This is a genomic window from Paraburkholderia sp. USG1 (genome assembly GCF_031570135.1).
Lineage (GTDB): Bacteria > Pseudomonadota > Gammaproteobacteria > Burkholderiales > Burkholderiaceae > Paraburkholderia > Paraburkholderia dioscoreae.
This window is the reverse complement of sequence record NZ_JAMWXW010000028.1, coordinates 102,804-116,484: the sequence shown is the minus strand read 5'-3', so window position 1 is coordinate 116,484 and position 13,681 is coordinate 102,804. Positions and strand designations below refer to the sequence as shown.

At 63.4% G+C, this 13,681-nt stretch carries 17 protein-coding genes; 16 read left to right on the top strand and 1 reads right to left on the bottom strand.

Features of this window, described 5'->3' with window-relative positions; translation table 11 throughout:
- The 9 genes from NE850_RS30005 to NE850_RS29965 form a co-directional block, all read left to right on the top strand.
- Positions 1-518 (top strand): DUF1983 domain-containing protein (locus tag NE850_RS30005; RefSeq protein ID WP_310699784.1); only part of this gene is annotated, 518 nt, incomplete at its 5' end.
- A complete protein-coding gene (locus tag NE850_RS30000; protein WP_310699783.1) occupies positions 518-838 on the top strand; it encodes a hypothetical protein in 321 nt (106 codons plus the stop codon). The genes NE850_RS30005 and NE850_RS30000, both read left to right, overlap by 1 nt.
- The gene (locus NE850_RS29995; RefSeq protein WP_310699782.1) at positions 838-1,584 is read left to right on the top strand and encodes a hypothetical protein; all 747 of its coding nucleotides are present in this window, start codon (positions 838-840) and stop codon (positions 1,582-1,584) included. The genes NE850_RS30000 and NE850_RS29995 overlap by 1 nt, the downstream gene beginning before the upstream one ends.
- A gap of 13 nt (positions 1,585-1,597) precedes the next feature.
- Positions 1,598-1,912, top strand: a complete 315-nt coding sequence (locus tag NE850_RS29990) for a hypothetical protein (RefSeq protein WP_310699781.1) — start codon at positions 1,598-1,600, stop codon at positions 1,910-1,912.
- A 285-nt stretch (positions 1,913-2,197) separates the two neighbouring features.
- Positions 2,198-2,809, top strand: coding sequence for a hypothetical protein (locus NE850_RS29985; protein ID WP_310699780.1), 612 nt, complete (start codon positions 2,198-2,200; stop codon positions 2,807-2,809).
- A gap of 87 nt (positions 2,810-2,896) precedes the next feature.
- A complete protein-coding gene (locus NE850_RS29980; protein ID WP_310699779.1) occupies positions 2,897-3,226 on the top strand; it encodes a hypothetical protein in 330 nt (109 codons plus the stop codon).
- Positions 3,223-3,441: a hypothetical protein gene (locus tag NE850_RS29975; RefSeq protein ID WP_310699370.1), complete on the top strand. Its 219-nt coding sequence runs from the start codon at positions 3,223-3,225 to the stop codon at positions 3,439-3,441. Before NE850_RS29980 ends, NE850_RS29975 begins: the two co-directional genes overlap by 4 nt.
- The gene (locus NE850_RS29970) at positions 3,441-3,920 is read left to right on the top strand and encodes a lysozyme (protein ID WP_310699786.1); all 480 of its coding nucleotides are present in this window, start codon (positions 3,441-3,443) and stop codon (positions 3,918-3,920) included. The genes NE850_RS29975 and NE850_RS29970 overlap by 1 nt, the downstream gene beginning before the upstream one ends.
- Entirely contained in the window at positions 3,917-4,459 is a 543-nt protein-coding gene (locus NE850_RS29965) for a lysis system i-spanin subunit Rz (RefSeq protein WP_310699778.1), read from the top strand. The genes NE850_RS29970 and NE850_RS29965 overlap by 4 nt, the downstream gene beginning before the upstream one ends.
- Before the next feature lie 411 nt (positions 4,460-4,870).
- Here the strand turns inward: NE850_RS29965 and NE850_RS29960 are convergent, their stop codons facing one another.
- The gene (locus NE850_RS29960) at positions 4,871-5,842 is read right to left on the bottom strand and encodes a GntR family transcriptional regulator (protein ID WP_007178849.1); all 972 of its coding nucleotides are present in this window, start codon (positions 5,840-5,842) and stop codon (positions 4,871-4,873) included.
- 257 nt (positions 5,843-6,099) lie between these two features.
- Between NE850_RS29960 and NE850_RS29955 the strand changes: the two genes are divergently transcribed.
- The 7 genes from NE850_RS29955 to NE850_RS29925 all read left to right on the top strand — a co-directional run bounded on the left by NE850_RS29955 (position 6,100) and on the right by NE850_RS29925 (position 13,528).
- On the top strand, positions 6,100-6,960 hold the full coding sequence (locus NE850_RS29955) for a fumarylacetoacetate hydrolase family protein (protein WP_007178850.1): 861 nt from the start codon (positions 6,100-6,102) through the stop codon (positions 6,958-6,960).
- A gap of 1 nt (position 6,961) precedes the next feature.
- On the top strand, positions 6,962-8,182 hold the full coding sequence (locus tag NE850_RS29950; RefSeq protein ID WP_007178851.1) for an alpha-hydroxy acid oxidase: 1,221 nt from the start codon (positions 6,962-6,964) through the stop codon (positions 8,180-8,182).
- Positions 8,183-8,213: 31 nt separating this feature from the next.
- Positions 8,214-8,978, top strand: coding sequence for an acetoacetate decarboxylase family protein (locus NE850_RS29945; protein ID WP_007178852.1), 765 nt, complete (start codon positions 8,214-8,216; stop codon positions 8,976-8,978).
- A gap of 16 nt (positions 8,979-8,994) precedes the next feature.
- A complete protein-coding gene (locus NE850_RS29940) occupies positions 8,995-9,744 on the top strand; it encodes an SDR family NAD(P)-dependent oxidoreductase (protein WP_007178853.1) in 750 nt (249 codons plus the stop codon).
- Between the two features lie 79 nt (positions 9,745-9,823).
- Positions 9,824-11,125: an MFS transporter gene (locus NE850_RS29935; RefSeq protein WP_007178854.1), complete on the top strand. Its 1,302-nt coding sequence runs from the start codon at positions 9,824-9,826 to the stop codon at positions 11,123-11,125.
- A 78-nt stretch (positions 11,126-11,203) separates the two neighbouring features.
- Positions 11,204-12,427: an MFS transporter gene (locus NE850_RS29930; RefSeq protein WP_007178855.1), complete on the top strand. Its 1,224-nt coding sequence runs from the start codon at positions 11,204-11,206 to the stop codon at positions 12,425-12,427.
- Positions 12,428-12,664: 237 nt separating this feature from the next.
- Positions 12,665-13,528, top strand: coding sequence for an NmrA family NAD(P)-binding protein (locus NE850_RS29925; protein WP_007178856.1), 864 nt, complete (start codon positions 12,665-12,667; stop codon positions 13,526-13,528).
- The last annotated feature ends 153 nt before the right edge of the window (positions 13,529-13,681 follow it).

Below are 13,681 nucleotides of genomic sequence, written 5' to 3'. Positions count from 1 at the left end.
CGTTGATCACGACAGTGCAGGCACAGGCGGATGCAAACACGGCCGCAGTGCAGACGGTTGCTAACTCGTATGCCGACCTGAACGGCCGCGTCGCGGCGTCGTACCAGATCAAGACGCAGATCACGGCCAACGGGCGCACATACATCGCCGGCATCGGTGTTGGCGTCGACAACAGCAGCGGCACCGTTGAGTCGCAGGTGCTCGTTTCGGCAAGCCGGTTCGCCGTGCTCGACCCGAATAGCGCAACGGTGTCTTCGCCTTTCGTCATTCAAGGCGGGCAGGTGTTCATCAGCCAGGCGCTTATCGGAGCGGGCTGGATCCAGAACGCGATGATCGGCGACGTGATCCAGTCGACCGCGCTCGGTGCCAACGGCCAGCCGCGCTGGAAACTGGACAAGAACGGCACCATCACGCTGAACGGCGCGAACGGTGGTAGTGGCTACATGACGCTGAACGATTCGACGCTGCTGGTCTACGACAACAACGGGACATTGCGTGTCCGCCTGGGGCTCTGGTAATGGCGGCCGGCCTGCAGGTGTGGGACGCGTCGGGCAACCTGATTCTCGATGCGTCGTACCGGGTCATGCGGATCATCGATTCGGTAATCCTGAACGGCAACAACGGGAGTCAGCCAGCCGATTCCCGTCTGATGCAGGGCGGCTTTGTGTCGTTTCAGCCGGACAACACGTGTGGCGATGGGTATCTGTCTGGAGGCGTCATCACGCCGCGTTTTTCTATCGATACCAACACCGGCATTCTTAGCTGGTCGTATGCGCCGAAGAACAACGCTACCTACGACATTTATCAAACCGGCATTCTCTTCTATGGGGCCAGTTAATGACCGCCGGCTTCCAGGCATGGACGGACACAGGGCTCGTGCAGATTGATGGCACGACTCAGAACTACGCACTTCGGCAGCAGTTTTCTGTGACGACCGCTGGCGGCGACATGACGGCCGGCAAGTCGAATGCCGGAACCCAATACACTCTGCGCGCCAATCTGGTCGACTTCACGATTACCGCCGTTGCGCCGATGGTATGTCTTTACAGCCCTAACGCCTACGCGACAATCCAGCGCTGCAAAAACAACAACGATGGCACGTGGTCGGTGCGGATCTGGTCCGATACTCCAGCAACGATAGCTGTCTATGTTTTCGACAAGTCATTGGCGGCTGCGCCGACGGGTCTTGGATATGGCCTCCAGGTTTTCGACGCGAGCGGAAACCTCGTAGCCGACGCTCGCCAACGGCTCGCGCGGATCATGGATACCCAGTCGGGGAACATAAACAATGCCGGCCCAGGGTGGGGGCAATGGGCGCACGTAGATCAGCGCACCTATTCATGGTCCTATCCGTCGGTGAGCAAGATCGGCGTCGCTGCGATCGGCACTGCTTTCGTATCGAGCCCGACCGGCGGCACGAATAACGGGTGGTACAACATCAGCGCGTTGCAGACGGCCGGCAACGTGGTGAACTTCAACTACAACTATTACCAGGTCGGAAACACATCGCATCCCGGGAACGATGTGAATTTCGGCTCTCAATTTGATTGGCGCTTCATGGCGATCGACCTCAGCAATCTTTAAGCGGGAGAAGGCAATGCCATTGCAGAAAGACTACGTGACGCCGGCCACCGGCGCCACTGCAAGCTATCACGTAGCGAAACAGGTGACGCTCGACAAGGAGGGAAACAACACCTCGGTTTCAGTCGCCTCGTACCTCAATGCCGAAATGCAGGCCGCCGGCAAGATGCCGCTCTACACGCAGCAGATCGTTGTTGATGGGCTTCCGCCAGATGGCCAGAGCGCATTCGCGTACGCCGAACAGCAACTGGCCGCAGCGGCACCGGACGGCGACGGCACGCCGACCTATGCGAATCGCTTCGCATTCGCTGGGGCTGAGATCGTTTCCTGAAGCGGAAAACTCCGTGTAAACTTTTGTAAGTCAAAAACGAAGAACAACCTAACGGGGGAATCGATGATTCGAATGATGGTGGCGGCCGGGCTGGCCGCAGTATTTCTCGTCGCGTGTGGCGGCGGCAGCGGCGATGCTCAGCCCGCAGCCAAGGCGCTGACTATCTCCATGTACGGCAAGCCGCTTGTTTCGGCCGCGTCCGGAGCGACGGTTCACGCGCAATTGGCCGCGGTGGCGCAGGCTGCATCCACGTCGGCCGCCGGCGCATCGGATGCGCAAGCTACGGTGCAAACGCTTCAGGACGCACTCGCGGCGCGCGGCGTGACGGCCAATGTCACCGCCCAGGTGATGGATGGCACGACGCTGCACCAGATCGTGATGGGCGAAAACAACGGACTTCCGCCGACGCCGGATCAGTTCAAAACCGATCCGAGCGAGTGGATGATCGTCAATTTCCAGCTCGACGATATGGTGACGCCGGCCAGCGACCCGGCTCAGCAAATAGCTCTTAAGCAGTTTGCGCAAGACCTGACAGTGTTCGCGCAGCGCGCCGCAGTTGCCGGCAAAGCTGTATTCGCAGTTCGCCCGATTCCTACCTGTGACACACAATATTCAGCGTCGGCGGGGCTGAGCAGTGCGATGACCCAAGCGTTGGTGGACGGCGCGCCGATTCGTTTTATTGGGGAAACTGGCGTTAGTTTCTCATTCGGAAGCGGAGCCGCCGTTCCGTCCGCAAACTCGCCGGGCGTCGACCACTTCGGCGCGGACTGTCGCACACCGGATGCGTACGTGCAGAATCTCGTAGTGCAGTCGGTCGCCGACTCGATTGCAGCAGGTTACAAAGAATCGGTAGCAACGCCCGCAGCAGCGAGCGGAGCATCAGCGACGGGGACGTAAAGCCAGTCGAGCATCAAGCAAAGCCAGCCTTCGAGCTGGCTTTTTTATTGGCCGCCTTCGGGCGGTTTTTTCATTTCCGGGGCGCGAATGGAAGGAAACAGGGAAATCGTCGAGGCGCTCAACGGCCTGCGGGACGACATGAGCCAGCGCCACTCCGAAAACATCACGCAAATGGCGGTGACGGACCGCAAGGTGGAAGAGGTCATTCGCCGCGTCGACGATTTGCATGATGCGTTTCCGGGAGGCGATTGGGACGGCCACCGTCGTTACCACGAGGCCGTCATCAAGAAGCTGGAGGCGCGCGAAAAGTTTTATCAGGACCTGCGCGTGGAGCTCGCGAAGAAAGGCGTATGGGCGCTGGCCGTGATGCTTGGCCTCGCGCTGTGGGCATTTTTCAAGTCAAAGGTGAATTCATGAAGCCGGTCTCTTACTGGCGTAGCGCCCACCGGCGCAACTCGGTGCGCGCGCTGATCGCGTCTACGGCTGTTTCGTTCGTTGGCGGCGTCTGGTCGGCGCTGCCCGAGGCGTGGATCGACCGCCTGCCGGTGTGGATCGTGTTGTCGGTCCCGTTCGCAATCAGCGCCGTGGGGCTCGTGCTGGCCTATCTGCATCAATCGTCACTGGAGGAATGATGGCGCGTCCGGGCAAGAAAAGTCTCGCGGCGATTGTGGGCGCGACCGCGGCGGCGGCGCTCATCACCATCGTGCCGAAGTTTGAGGGTACGGTGCTCGTCGCCGCTCCGGACCCGATTGGAATAGTCACGGCGTGCATGGGCGACACGAAAAACGTGAAGCTAGGCCAGCGCTTCACGCCGCAGGAGTGCGAGCAACGCCTCGAGCTGCGTCTCGCCGAGCATGCGCAGGATGTTGACCGATGCACGCCGCTCGCGGCGATGACCTGGTATCAGCGCGTTGCTTTCGTCGACTTCGCGTACAACGTCGGCGCCACTGCGTATTGCGGATCGACGATGGCGAGGAAGGTGAGGGCAGGCGACTATGCCGGCGCATGCGCCGAGCTGTCGCGCTGGACGTATGCCGGCGGCCGCCAGTTGCCGGGCCTTGTGAAACGACGCGCGACCGAACGCGCCATCTGCGAAGGGAAGATGCAATGAACGGCTACTTCATCACCGGCATTGCCGCCGGCCTGCTCGGCATCGCTATCGGCGCCGGCGGCGCCTACACATACGAGAACCGCGAGCTGCTCGCCGAGCAGGCTGCTCACGCGAAGGATAACGAGCAGCACACCAGCGATCTGAACGCGATCTCGAAGGCGGCGCTCGACGCCGAGCAGCGTGCAATCGACGCGCACAACGAAGCTGAAGCGGCGATCTCCGCGGCGGATGCGCAAATCACGAAGGAGAAGGACGCCCATGAAACCGACAATCGCAATTACCGCGCTGCTCTCGCTGCTGGCACTGAGCGGGTGCGGGTCGCCGTCACCAACTGTTCTGCAGCCGGTGGCAACGACGCAACCGGAACTCCCGCCGCCGCCGGCGTGGGCAATGGTGCCGCCGCCTACGCAGACCTCGACCGAGCGGTTGCGGAGCGCGTTTTCCGGGTCGCTGGAGACGACGACAACGAAATCAGCAAAGTGAAGGCGCTGCAGGCATATGTGTGCGCTATCCGCCCGGCGACGCCCGGGTGTAAATAAGGGCGAAAAAGGGTGTGGGTTTTTCTGCCTTAAAACGACAAATACTGTACGCATATACAGTATTGCGACACCCCGCAAAGCCTTGATGTACCGTGAAAGACCGGCCGCCGGCCTGTGTTTACGAACAGTGGCTCAGGACTCATAATCCGCCTCCGAAAGGACACCGTCGGTTCGACTCCGACCCGGCCCACCAAAATTATCCGCAAGTTTTGCCCACCGGCCTTTGCTCCGCCAAAGGCCAGTCTGCCTCGCAATTCACGTTCAGTCGCCCTAACCTGGCCCAACTTTCGCGCCGTGAAGGTCTCTGGCGTATTGCTCTGCATGGTGAGAGATTCACGGCCGAGCGGTTTCTGCGCCTGCCGGGTGTCTCCGTTCGAATCGGCCCTGTCTGTCCCCGCTTTATCCCCTAATTCATAACCGTGTCAAATAAGGCGGCAGCTCTTCGAGCGTCGCACTGGCTGCGCCTTCAAACCTCTGCAGCCAGCGGGCGTCCGCCTGCTTCAGATGGGCGTGCAGCGCGGCAGCGGCTTTCGCGGGCTTTTTCGCGAGCAGGAGGTCGTAGATGGTCCGGTGCTCGTTCAGCGCATCTTCGATCGATGTGAGCGGAATGCGCAGCACCGGATCGAACAGATAGCGCGTCGGCACGAACAGCATCCGCGTGCGCGCAAGCGCCTGCAGAATCTCCCCGTTCGGGCAGTGCGACAGCAACCGGATATGCAGGTCGTGTTCAACCACGTCGGTATCGAACCCTTCGCGCGGGAATCCGTCTAGCGCATCGACCACCGTTTCGCGCAACTGTTCGAGGTAGTCGGAACTCACGTGAGACGCCGCCTGCTGCAACGCCTCCGGCTCCAGCAGCCAGCGCAACTCGTAGAGATGATGCGTCTTGTCCGGTGTGATGCGGGTTGCGATCCAGCGGCCCATCGCGTCTTTCGCGACGAGCCCGACACTGTGCATCCGCGCGAGCACGTCACGTGCGACTGTGCGGCTCACGCCGAAGTGCTCGGCAAGCCGTTCCTCGACGATCCGCACCGACACGAACATCACGCGCGCGCATAGCTCTCGCTCCAGTTCGACGTAGATGCGCTCCCACTGCTGCACGGCGGCGATCTTCACTTCGTCGAGCACCGCGCGCTCGCGCGCGACACCGGGCTTCATCTTGCCGGCCACCTCGTAGCCGCGCCCGCTGGCTTCGTTGACGAGCCGCTCGTTGCACAGCGCCTGCAACGCATAACGCGCCGGCGAGCGGCTGATTCCGAAGGCTTTCGCGACCTGCGCTTCCAGCAGCTTCTGACCGGGTGCAAGCCGGCCATCCGCGATCATCGTTTTGAGCAGCGCATACGCGCGCTCCTGAACGGAATGCTTTTCAATGGTTTCTGACATGGTCTGAATAGGCGACGGCGCTGCTTGTCGGCAGACACCACGGTTCCTGCAAACGCTCTGAATTTGCCACACGTAATCGCGACCGGGCGGAGGTTGCGAAATGGTAGCCGATTTGCTCGCGATTCCGTGCGCGTCCCTTCCGGCCACGGAGACCACGTCGCGAAAACTTCTCTTGACACTGCATCGCCCGGTCGATTATCTTAAAAACGTACATTGCACACCAAGTACGTTATAGACAGAAAGAGACAGGAATCGAGATGAAACTGGTACGGTGGGGACAGCCCGGCGCGGAGAAGCCGGGCGTGCTGGATAACGAAGGGCGGGTACGCAGTCTGGTCGGCGTGATCGACGACTGGCACGGCGCGGCGCTCGCGGACGGAGCGCTCGCGCGCGTCGCGGCGCTCGATCCGCAAACGCTGCCGGCGGTCGCGCCGGGCGAACGGCTCGGCCCATGCGTCGGCGCGGTCGGCAAGTTCGTATGCGTCGGCCTGAACTACACAGACCATGCCGCTGAAGCGGGCATGGCGCTGCCGAAGGAGCCGATCCTGTTCCTCAAGGCGACGAGCGCGATCAACGGCCCGGCCGATCCGATCCGCATGCCGCGCGACGCGGCGAAGGTCGACTGGGAAGTCGAGTTGGGCATCGTGATCGGCAAGACCGCCAGCTACGTGACGAGAGACAACGCGCTTGCGCACGTTGCGGGCTATTGCGTGGTCAACGACGTATCCGAGCGCGCGTTCCAGCTGGAGCGCGGCGGGCAGTGGGACAAGGGCAAGGCGGCGGACACGTTCGGTCCGCTCGGCCCGTGGCTCGTCACCGCGGACGAGGTGCCGGACCCGCAGGCACTGCCGCTGTGGCTCGACGTGGACGGCGTGCGCCGCCAGGCCGGCAACACACGCGACATGATCTTCGGCGTCGCGGAACTGGTGTCGTACATCAGCGGCTTCATGAGCCTGCAACCGGGCGACGTGATCGCAACGGGCACGCCGGCCGGCGTCGGCATGGGCTTCAAGCCGCCGGTCTACCTGCAGGCCGGCCAGACCGTGCGTGCCGGGATCGCGGGCCTTGGCGAGCAGTCGTCGCCGGTGGTCGCGTTCCACGCGACAGCGCAGGCCTGACATGGCCGATACGATTACCTGTGTCGACGATCTGCAGCGGCTCGCGCGCCGGCGCGTGCCGAAGATTTTCTACGACTACGTGGACAGCGGCTCGTGGACCGAATCCACCTATCGGGCGAACGAAACGGACCTCGGCAGCCTGAGGTTCCGCCAGCGCGTCGGCTGCAACGTCGAGGCGATCCGCACCGCGTCGACGCTGCTCGGCCATGCATGCAGCCTGCCGCTCGCGCTTGCGCCGACCGGCCTCGCCGGCATGGTGCACGCGGACGGCGAGATCCTCGCCGCGCGGGCGGCCGCAAGGTTCGGCGTACCGTTCACGCTGTCGACGGTCAGCATCTGCTCGATCGAGGACGTGGCCGAGCAGGTCGCGCAGCCGTTCTGGTTCCAGCTATACATGATGAAGGACCGCGATTTCATCGTCCGGCTGATCGAGCGCGCGCGCGACGCGGGCTGTTCCGCGCTCGTGCTGACGCTCGATCTGCCGATCCAGGGGCAGCGCCACAAGGACGTGCGCAACGGCCTGTCGGTGCCGCCGAAACTGAACGTGCGAAATCTGTCCACCATGCTGTCGCGGCCCGCATGGTGCGCGCGCATGCTCGGCACGCGGCGGCGCACGTTCGGCAACATCGTCGGTCATGCGAAGGGCGTGTCGGATACGTTCGCGTTCGCGGAATGGGTGAGCCGGCAGTTCGACCGCAGCGTGACGTGGGACGACGTCCGCTGGATCAAGCGCCATTGGGGCGGACGGCTGATCGTGAAGGGCATTCTCGATGCCGACGACGCGCGCCTCGCGGTCGCGGCCGGCGCCGATGCGATCGTCGTGTCGAATCACGGCGGCCGGCAACTGGACGGCGCGCCCTCGTCGATCAGCGCGTTGCCGGCGATCGCAGCGGCAGTCGGCCGGCAGACCGAAGTACTGATGGACGGCGGCATCCGCAGCGGCCAGGACGTGCTGCGCGCGCTCGCATGGGGCGCGCACGGCGTGATGATCGGCCGTGCGTTTCTATACGGCCTCGGCGCGCTCGGTGAGGCGGGCGTCACGCGCACGCTCGAACTCATCCAGAAGGAACTCGAATCGACGATGGCGCTGTGCGGCATCACCGACGTCGCCGACGTCGGCCGCGACGCGATCGTCTCGCCGGCGCCCGGCGCCGCGCCCGCGTGGCCGGAACCGGTGGGCCGGCGTGTCGGCGAAAGCAATCTTCCGGTGCTCGCTTCGTGAGTACCTTCTCATTTCTTCAAGGAGACATTTGATGTTCGGTAACTACAAGATGCACGAAGGCAGCGGTGTGAACCCGCCTTACTCGCCCGCTTATCCCGTCGAGTGGGAGTGCCCGTTGCGCACGCTCGAAGTCGTCACGCGCGTCGATCAGGCCAAGGTGCGCGAGCTTCTGAAGGACACGCCGTTCGAACTGGTGAACGATCGCGTTGCATTCCGCTTCATGCTGTCGCCGGGCCACACCCTCGCGGTGCATGCGGGCCAGATGTTCGATCTGATGGTGACCGTGCCGGTGCGTTACGAAGACCTCTTCACGCAGACGCACATCTTCATGTACTGCAGCGACCCGATGGGCATTGCCGCGGGCCGCGAACTGTTCGGCTACACGAAGAAGGACACGGATTACGCGTTCGATGAAACGGCGGACGGCAAGATAAGCGGCTGGGTGCGCCGCCGCAAGGTGCCGCTCGCGGACTTCAGCTTCACGCCCGACCCGGATGCGCCGCTCGTGCTGCTGACCGACGAGGCCGAGCAGCCCGCTGGCGAGATTCATGTGCGACGTCTACCCGATCCGTCGAAGCTCGGCATCGCGTATTCGGATGTCGTCTATCGCCGCACGCCGTTGCGCTACACCGAGCCGGCGCGCGGCCGCATCGACTGGAAGCTGCATCACAGCGCGTTCGATCCGATCGCGGACCTCGAGCCCGAAGTGCTGAGCGCGCACTTCATGACGTCGGACGTGTACGGCGGCGGCTTCGAAGTCGAGGATCGCCGGCTGCTGAAGCGCCTTTATCCCTGAACGGAGTGGCGGGAACATGAGCACGGCCGACAGGAAAGTGGCGATCGTAACCGGCGCGGGCGGAGGCATTGGCGCGGCGGTATGTGCGCGGCTCGCGGCCGGCGGCTGGGCGATCGTGCTCGCGGACCGCAGTGCAGGTACGACCGCCGAAGCCGAGGCGCGCTGCCGCGCGCTCGACGCGCCGGCGGACACGTTCGCGGGCGACGTGACGGATGCGGACTACGTGCGTGAGCTGGTCGCGTTCGCGCTGCGCCGTCATGGGCGGCTCGACGCCTTCGTCGGCAACGCCGGGATCGCCGGACAGGTCAAGCCGCTCGCTGACTATCCGGACGACGCGTTCGATCTCGTGATGAAGGTGAACGTGCGCGGCATGTTCTTGTGCCTGAAGCATGCGATTCCGGCGTTGCGCGAGCGCAGCGGCAGCTTCGTCGCGACCGCGTCGACCTCGGCGATTCGCGGGCGCGCGAACCTGTCCGCGTATGTCGCGAGCAAGCATGCGGTGCTCGGGCTCGTGCGCAGCGCGGCGCTCGAATGCATGGGCAGTGGTGTGCGCGTGAACGCGGTACTGCCCGGCCCGATCCAGACGCCGATGATCGACGCGATCAACGACATGGCCGCGCAGCACGGCGGCGTCGCGCGCGCCGCTCACGCGGCTTACGGCCGCCCGGAAGACGTCGCGAACACGGTCGCGTTCCTGCTGTCGCCCGACGCGTCGCATATGAACGGCGCCGCACTCGTGGTCGACGCGGGCAGCACCGTGGCCTGAACCTGAGCCGGCCAGGCCGTCCGAAGAGGACGCCGGCCACCCCGACAACCAATAACAAACAAATATGGAGACTTGCGTGATGGAATCGATCGCTCTCGCTGTGAACGAAACGCAGCGTGTCGCGCAGCACAAGAAGGCGCTCGTTGCCGCTTGTGTCGGCAACTTTATCGAGTACTACGACTTCGTGATCTACGGCTACTTTGCGTCCGTGATCGCGCGTCTGTTCTTCCCGGCCGACAACGAAGCAGCGAGCCTGCTGCTCACGTTCGCGGTGTTCGCCATCAGCTATGCATCGCGGCCCCTCGGCGGGCTGATCTTCGGGCACCTCGGCGACCGCTACGGCCGCAAGACGCCGCTTGCCGTCGCGGTGATGCTGATCGCGTGCTCGACTACGGTGATCGGCCTGTTGCCCACCTATAGCGCGATCGGGATCGCGTCGCCGATTATTCTCACCGCCGCGCGGCTGGTGCAGGGCATTTCCGTCGGCGGCGAGTATGGCGGCGCGACTTCGTTCATCGCCGAATATGCGCCGCCCGGCCGGCGCGGTTTCTATACCGGCTGGCAGACCTTCACGATCGGCCTTGCGTTGCTGGTGGGTGGCGCGGTGGCGTCGATCATCACCGGGGCGCTGTCGGCCGAAGACCTGCGCGCCTGGGGCTGGCGTCTGCCCTTTTTCGCGGGACTGCCGCTCGGTTTCGTCGGGCTCTACCTGCGGCTGAAGCTGGAAGAAACACCGCACTTCTCGTCGGTGCAACAGACTGCGGAGATCGAGCGCACGCCGCTCGTGACCGGATTGCGCAGAGAGTGGAAGGCGATTCTGATCGGAATGGGGCTCATCTCCGCGCCCTCGGCGTGCATCTACATCTACTATATCTATTCGCCGACTTATCTGTCCGCGGTGCTCGGCGTCAAGCTCGCGGACGCGCAGCGCGCCAACCTGTACAGCCTGATCTTCTATTGCGCTTTGCTGCCGGTCTTTGCGCACCTGAGCGATATTGTCGGCCGTCGTCCGTTGATGCTCGTGAGTTCGCTCGCCATCATGCTCGTGACGTACCCGGCGTTTCATCTGCTCGATCCGCATGACTTCGGCAAGACGGTCGCGGGGCTGTGCCTGATGAGCCTCGCGTTCGCGCCGCATTCGGCCACGGCGCTATGCGCGATGGCCGAGATCATGCCCACGAAGCTGCGATACACCGGGCTGTCGGTGAGCCTGAACATTCCGGTCACGCTGCTCGGCGGAACGGCGCCATTCATTGCGACATACCTCGTGTCGCGTACCGGCGATCTGTATTCGCCGGCGTGGTTCGTGATCGGCGCGGGCCTGTGCACGTTGGTGGCTGCGTATGCGTATAAGGAGACGCTGCATAGCGGATTGCGGTGAAGCGCCGGCGGCGTCAGCAGACCTGTGAGAAATTGCCCATAATTGCGCGCAGTCTTCGAGCAACCGTTGGGACGTTTGATGAAAACAGCTTCTGTGGCACCGCACTCGCCGATCGCATTTCTCGCTGTAGCGTTGGCGTTCGCCATCAACATGACGGGCACGACACTACCGACTGCAATCTATCGGTACTACCAACTGCAATTCGGCTTTACACCGACCGTCATTACGGTGATCTACGCCTCCTATGCAATCGGGGTGTTGAGTGCATTGCTGCTGATCGGCAACTGGTCCGATCAGCTAGGCCGCCGCCGCATGCTGCTCGCGGGGCTGTGTGCGTCCGCCGCGTCAGCGCTGACCTTCCTGCTGAGCGACGGATTGGCGCTGCTGATTCTGGGCCGCCTGTTGTCGGGCGTGTCGGCCGGCATATTCACGGGCACCGCAACTGTCGCCGTGATCGAACTTGCGCCGCCTGCATGGCGCGGTAAGGCCATGCTCGCGGCTACTTCCTCCAATATGCTGGGGCTAGGCTGCGGCCCGTTGTTAAGCGGCTTTCTCGTCGAACGCTTTCCCTGGCCGATGCAATTGCCCTATGCGGTGCATCTGGCGCTCGTCGGTATCGCCGTGCTTGCTGTGGCCGGCGTGCCGGAGACCGCCGCGATCCCGGCGCGCGTCAAGCTCGGCATCCAGAAAATCTCGCTTCCCGCCGAGGTGCGGCGTGCCTTCATTCCCGCTGCCCTGGCAGGGTTCGCGGGTTTCGTCGTGGTCGGTTTCTTCGCGGCGGTCGCACCTCAATTGATCCGGGTGGTACTCGGCTTTCATAGCGGTATCGTGACCGGCTCGATCGTGTTCTTGCTGTTCGCATGCTCGGCGCTCGGTCAGATCGTCCAGACGCTCATGGTCGCCCGCTGGCGGCAAACGGCCGGCTGCATCGGACTCATTGTGGGACTGGTGTGTGTCGGCCTGTGCGTGCCCGAGCGCTCACTCGGCGCGCTTTTACTCGGCACCGCGCTGGCAGGAGTCGGGCAGGGCATCAGCTTTCGCGCCGGGTTGGGCGAGATCGCTGCCGCTGCGCCTATGCATCGGCGCGCGGAAGTGACATCGAGCTTTTTCGTCGTGCTTTATGTGGCGATCTCGCTACCTGTGATTGGCCTCGGCATCGCCGTGCAGCACGCCGACATTCAGCGCGCGACGCTGCTCTTCGTCGGTCTGACGATTGTTCTCGTGCTTGTCGCGCTGCTCCTGCTTCTGCTGATGCGCGAGCAAACGAGCCCGGGGCGCAACGCCGAAGCGACCGGGAAGTGAACACGAGAGTTCTCGCTGCCCGATCACGCTCGCGATAGCCAGAATCGAGGCCTCGGAGCTTTGAACACACACGCAAAAGCGATCGGATCGGTCCGATGGACGGCCGACTGGCCGACGGTCGCGGGTTGTGATGCCCCGTAAGCATATATGAAATGACATTCATGCTATTTGTGCAGAGCGATCAAGTCTTCACAATTCTCCTCAAGCGGTTCATGCCGCGTTCAACTGGAGAGCGAAATGTTTGCAATAACCGGCATCACAGGTCAGGTCGGGGGTGTGGTTGCCCGTGCGCTGCTGGCGGCTGGCAAGGACGTACGCGCCGTGGTTCGCAGCGCCACAAAGGGGGCTCAGTGGAAGGAGCAGGGTTGTGAAATCGCTGTCGCGGAGATGTCCGACACGCAGGCGCTGAGCACCGCGTTTTCCGGCGTCGATGGCGTGTTCATTCTGCTGCCGCCGAACTTCGATCCGTCGCCGGACTTTGCGGAATCGCGCCACCTGGTCGGCACGTTGCGTGAGGCATTGAAACAGGCGAGCCCGCCGAAAGTGGTGTGCCTGTCGACGATCGGCGCCCAGGCTGCCCAGCCGAACCTGTTGCAGCAACTGGGATACATGGAGCAGCAACTGGGTTCGCTGCCGATGCCGGTCGCCTTCCTGCGCGCAGGCTGGTTCATCGAAAACGCGGCGTGGGACGTGGAACCCGCGCGCACGGCGGGCGTCATCCCCAGCTTCCTGCAACCGCTCGATAAACCGGTTCCGATGGTGGCAACCGCCGATGTCGGCCGGGTCGCGGCCAGCATGTTGCAGCAGACGTGGACCGGCAAGCGGATCGTCGAACTTGAAGGCCCGCGGCGCGTCACCCCAAACGACGTGGCGAATACGTTCGCGCGTTTGCTTGGCAAGGACGTGCGCGTGGAAACCGTGCCGCGTGATACGTGGGAAGCGCTCTTCACGTCGCAGGGCATGAAAAATCCTACCCCGCGCATGCAGATGCTGCACGGCTTCAACGAGGGCTGGATCGAGTTCGAGAGGCCGGACCAGACGATAAAGGGCAGTGTGACGCTGGAAACGGTGTTGCAGTCGCTCATCGAACGGGTTGGCTGAGCACGCTTGGCCAAGCCGGCAAGATGACAAGACGGTAATCCAGACGACGGGGTCCGGTAACGGCGTGCGCGCTACGATCGGTCGCTCATCTTCATCGCGCTTGCGACGTGCTGGTGACGTATCAACCGGCGATGAGATGGGCCGACCAATCTA

Bases quoted from the DNA above. Each gene is read 5' to 3' on its own strand.
- NE850_RS29945 (WP_007178852.1), top strand. From the start codon at position 8,214: ATGTTCGGTAACTACAAGATGCACGAAGGCAGCGGTGTGAACCCGCCT.
- NE850_RS29930 (WP_007178855.1), top strand. From the start codon at position 11,204: ATGAAAACAGCTTCTGTGGCACCGCACTCGCCGATCGCATTTCTCGCT.
- NE850_RS29955 (WP_007178850.1), top strand. From the start codon at position 6,100: ATGAAACTGGTACGGTGGGGACAGCCCGGCGCGGAGAAGCCGGGCGTG.
- NE850_RS29940 (WP_007178853.1), top strand. From the start codon at position 8,995: ATGAGCACGGCCGACAGGAAAGTGGCGATCGTAACCGGCGCGGGCGGA.
- NE850_RS29925 (WP_007178856.1), top strand. From the start codon at position 12,665: ATGTTTGCAATAACCGGCATCACAGGTCAGGTCGGGGGTGTGGTTGCC.
- NE850_RS29965 (WP_310699778.1), top strand. From the start codon at position 3,917: ATGAACGGCTACTTCATCACCGGCATTGCCGCCGGCCTGCTCGGCATC.
- NE850_RS29935 (WP_007178854.1), top strand. From the start codon at position 9,824: ATGGAATCGATCGCTCTCGCTGTGAACGAAACGCAGCGTGTCGCGCAG.
- NE850_RS30000 (WP_310699783.1), top strand. From the start codon at position 518: ATGGCGGCCGGCCTGCAGGTGTGGGACGCGTCGGGCAACCTGATTCTC.
- NE850_RS29980 (WP_310699779.1), top strand. From the start codon at position 2,897: ATGGAAGGAAACAGGGAAATCGTCGAGGCGCTCAACGGCCTGCGGGAC.
- NE850_RS29970 (WP_310699786.1), top strand. From the start codon at position 3,441: ATGGCGCGTCCGGGCAAGAAAAGTCTCGCGGCGATTGTGGGCGCGACC.
- NE850_RS29950 (WP_007178851.1), top strand. From the start codon at position 6,962: ATGGCCGATACGATTACCTGTGTCGACGATCTGCAGCGGCTCGCGCGC.
- NE850_RS29990 (WP_310699781.1), top strand. From the start codon at position 1,598: ATGCCATTGCAGAAAGACTACGTGACGCCGGCCACCGGCGCCACTGCA.
- NE850_RS29975 (WP_310699370.1), top strand. From the start codon at position 3,223: ATGAAGCCGGTCTCTTACTGGCGTAGCGCCCACCGGCGCAACTCGGTG.
- NE850_RS29995 (WP_310699782.1), top strand. From the start codon at position 838: ATGACCGCCGGCTTCCAGGCATGGACGGACACAGGGCTCGTGCAGATT.
- NE850_RS29960 (WP_007178849.1), bottom strand. From the start codon at position 5,842: ATGTCAGAAACCATTGAAAAGCATTCCGTTCAGGAGCGCGCGTATGCG.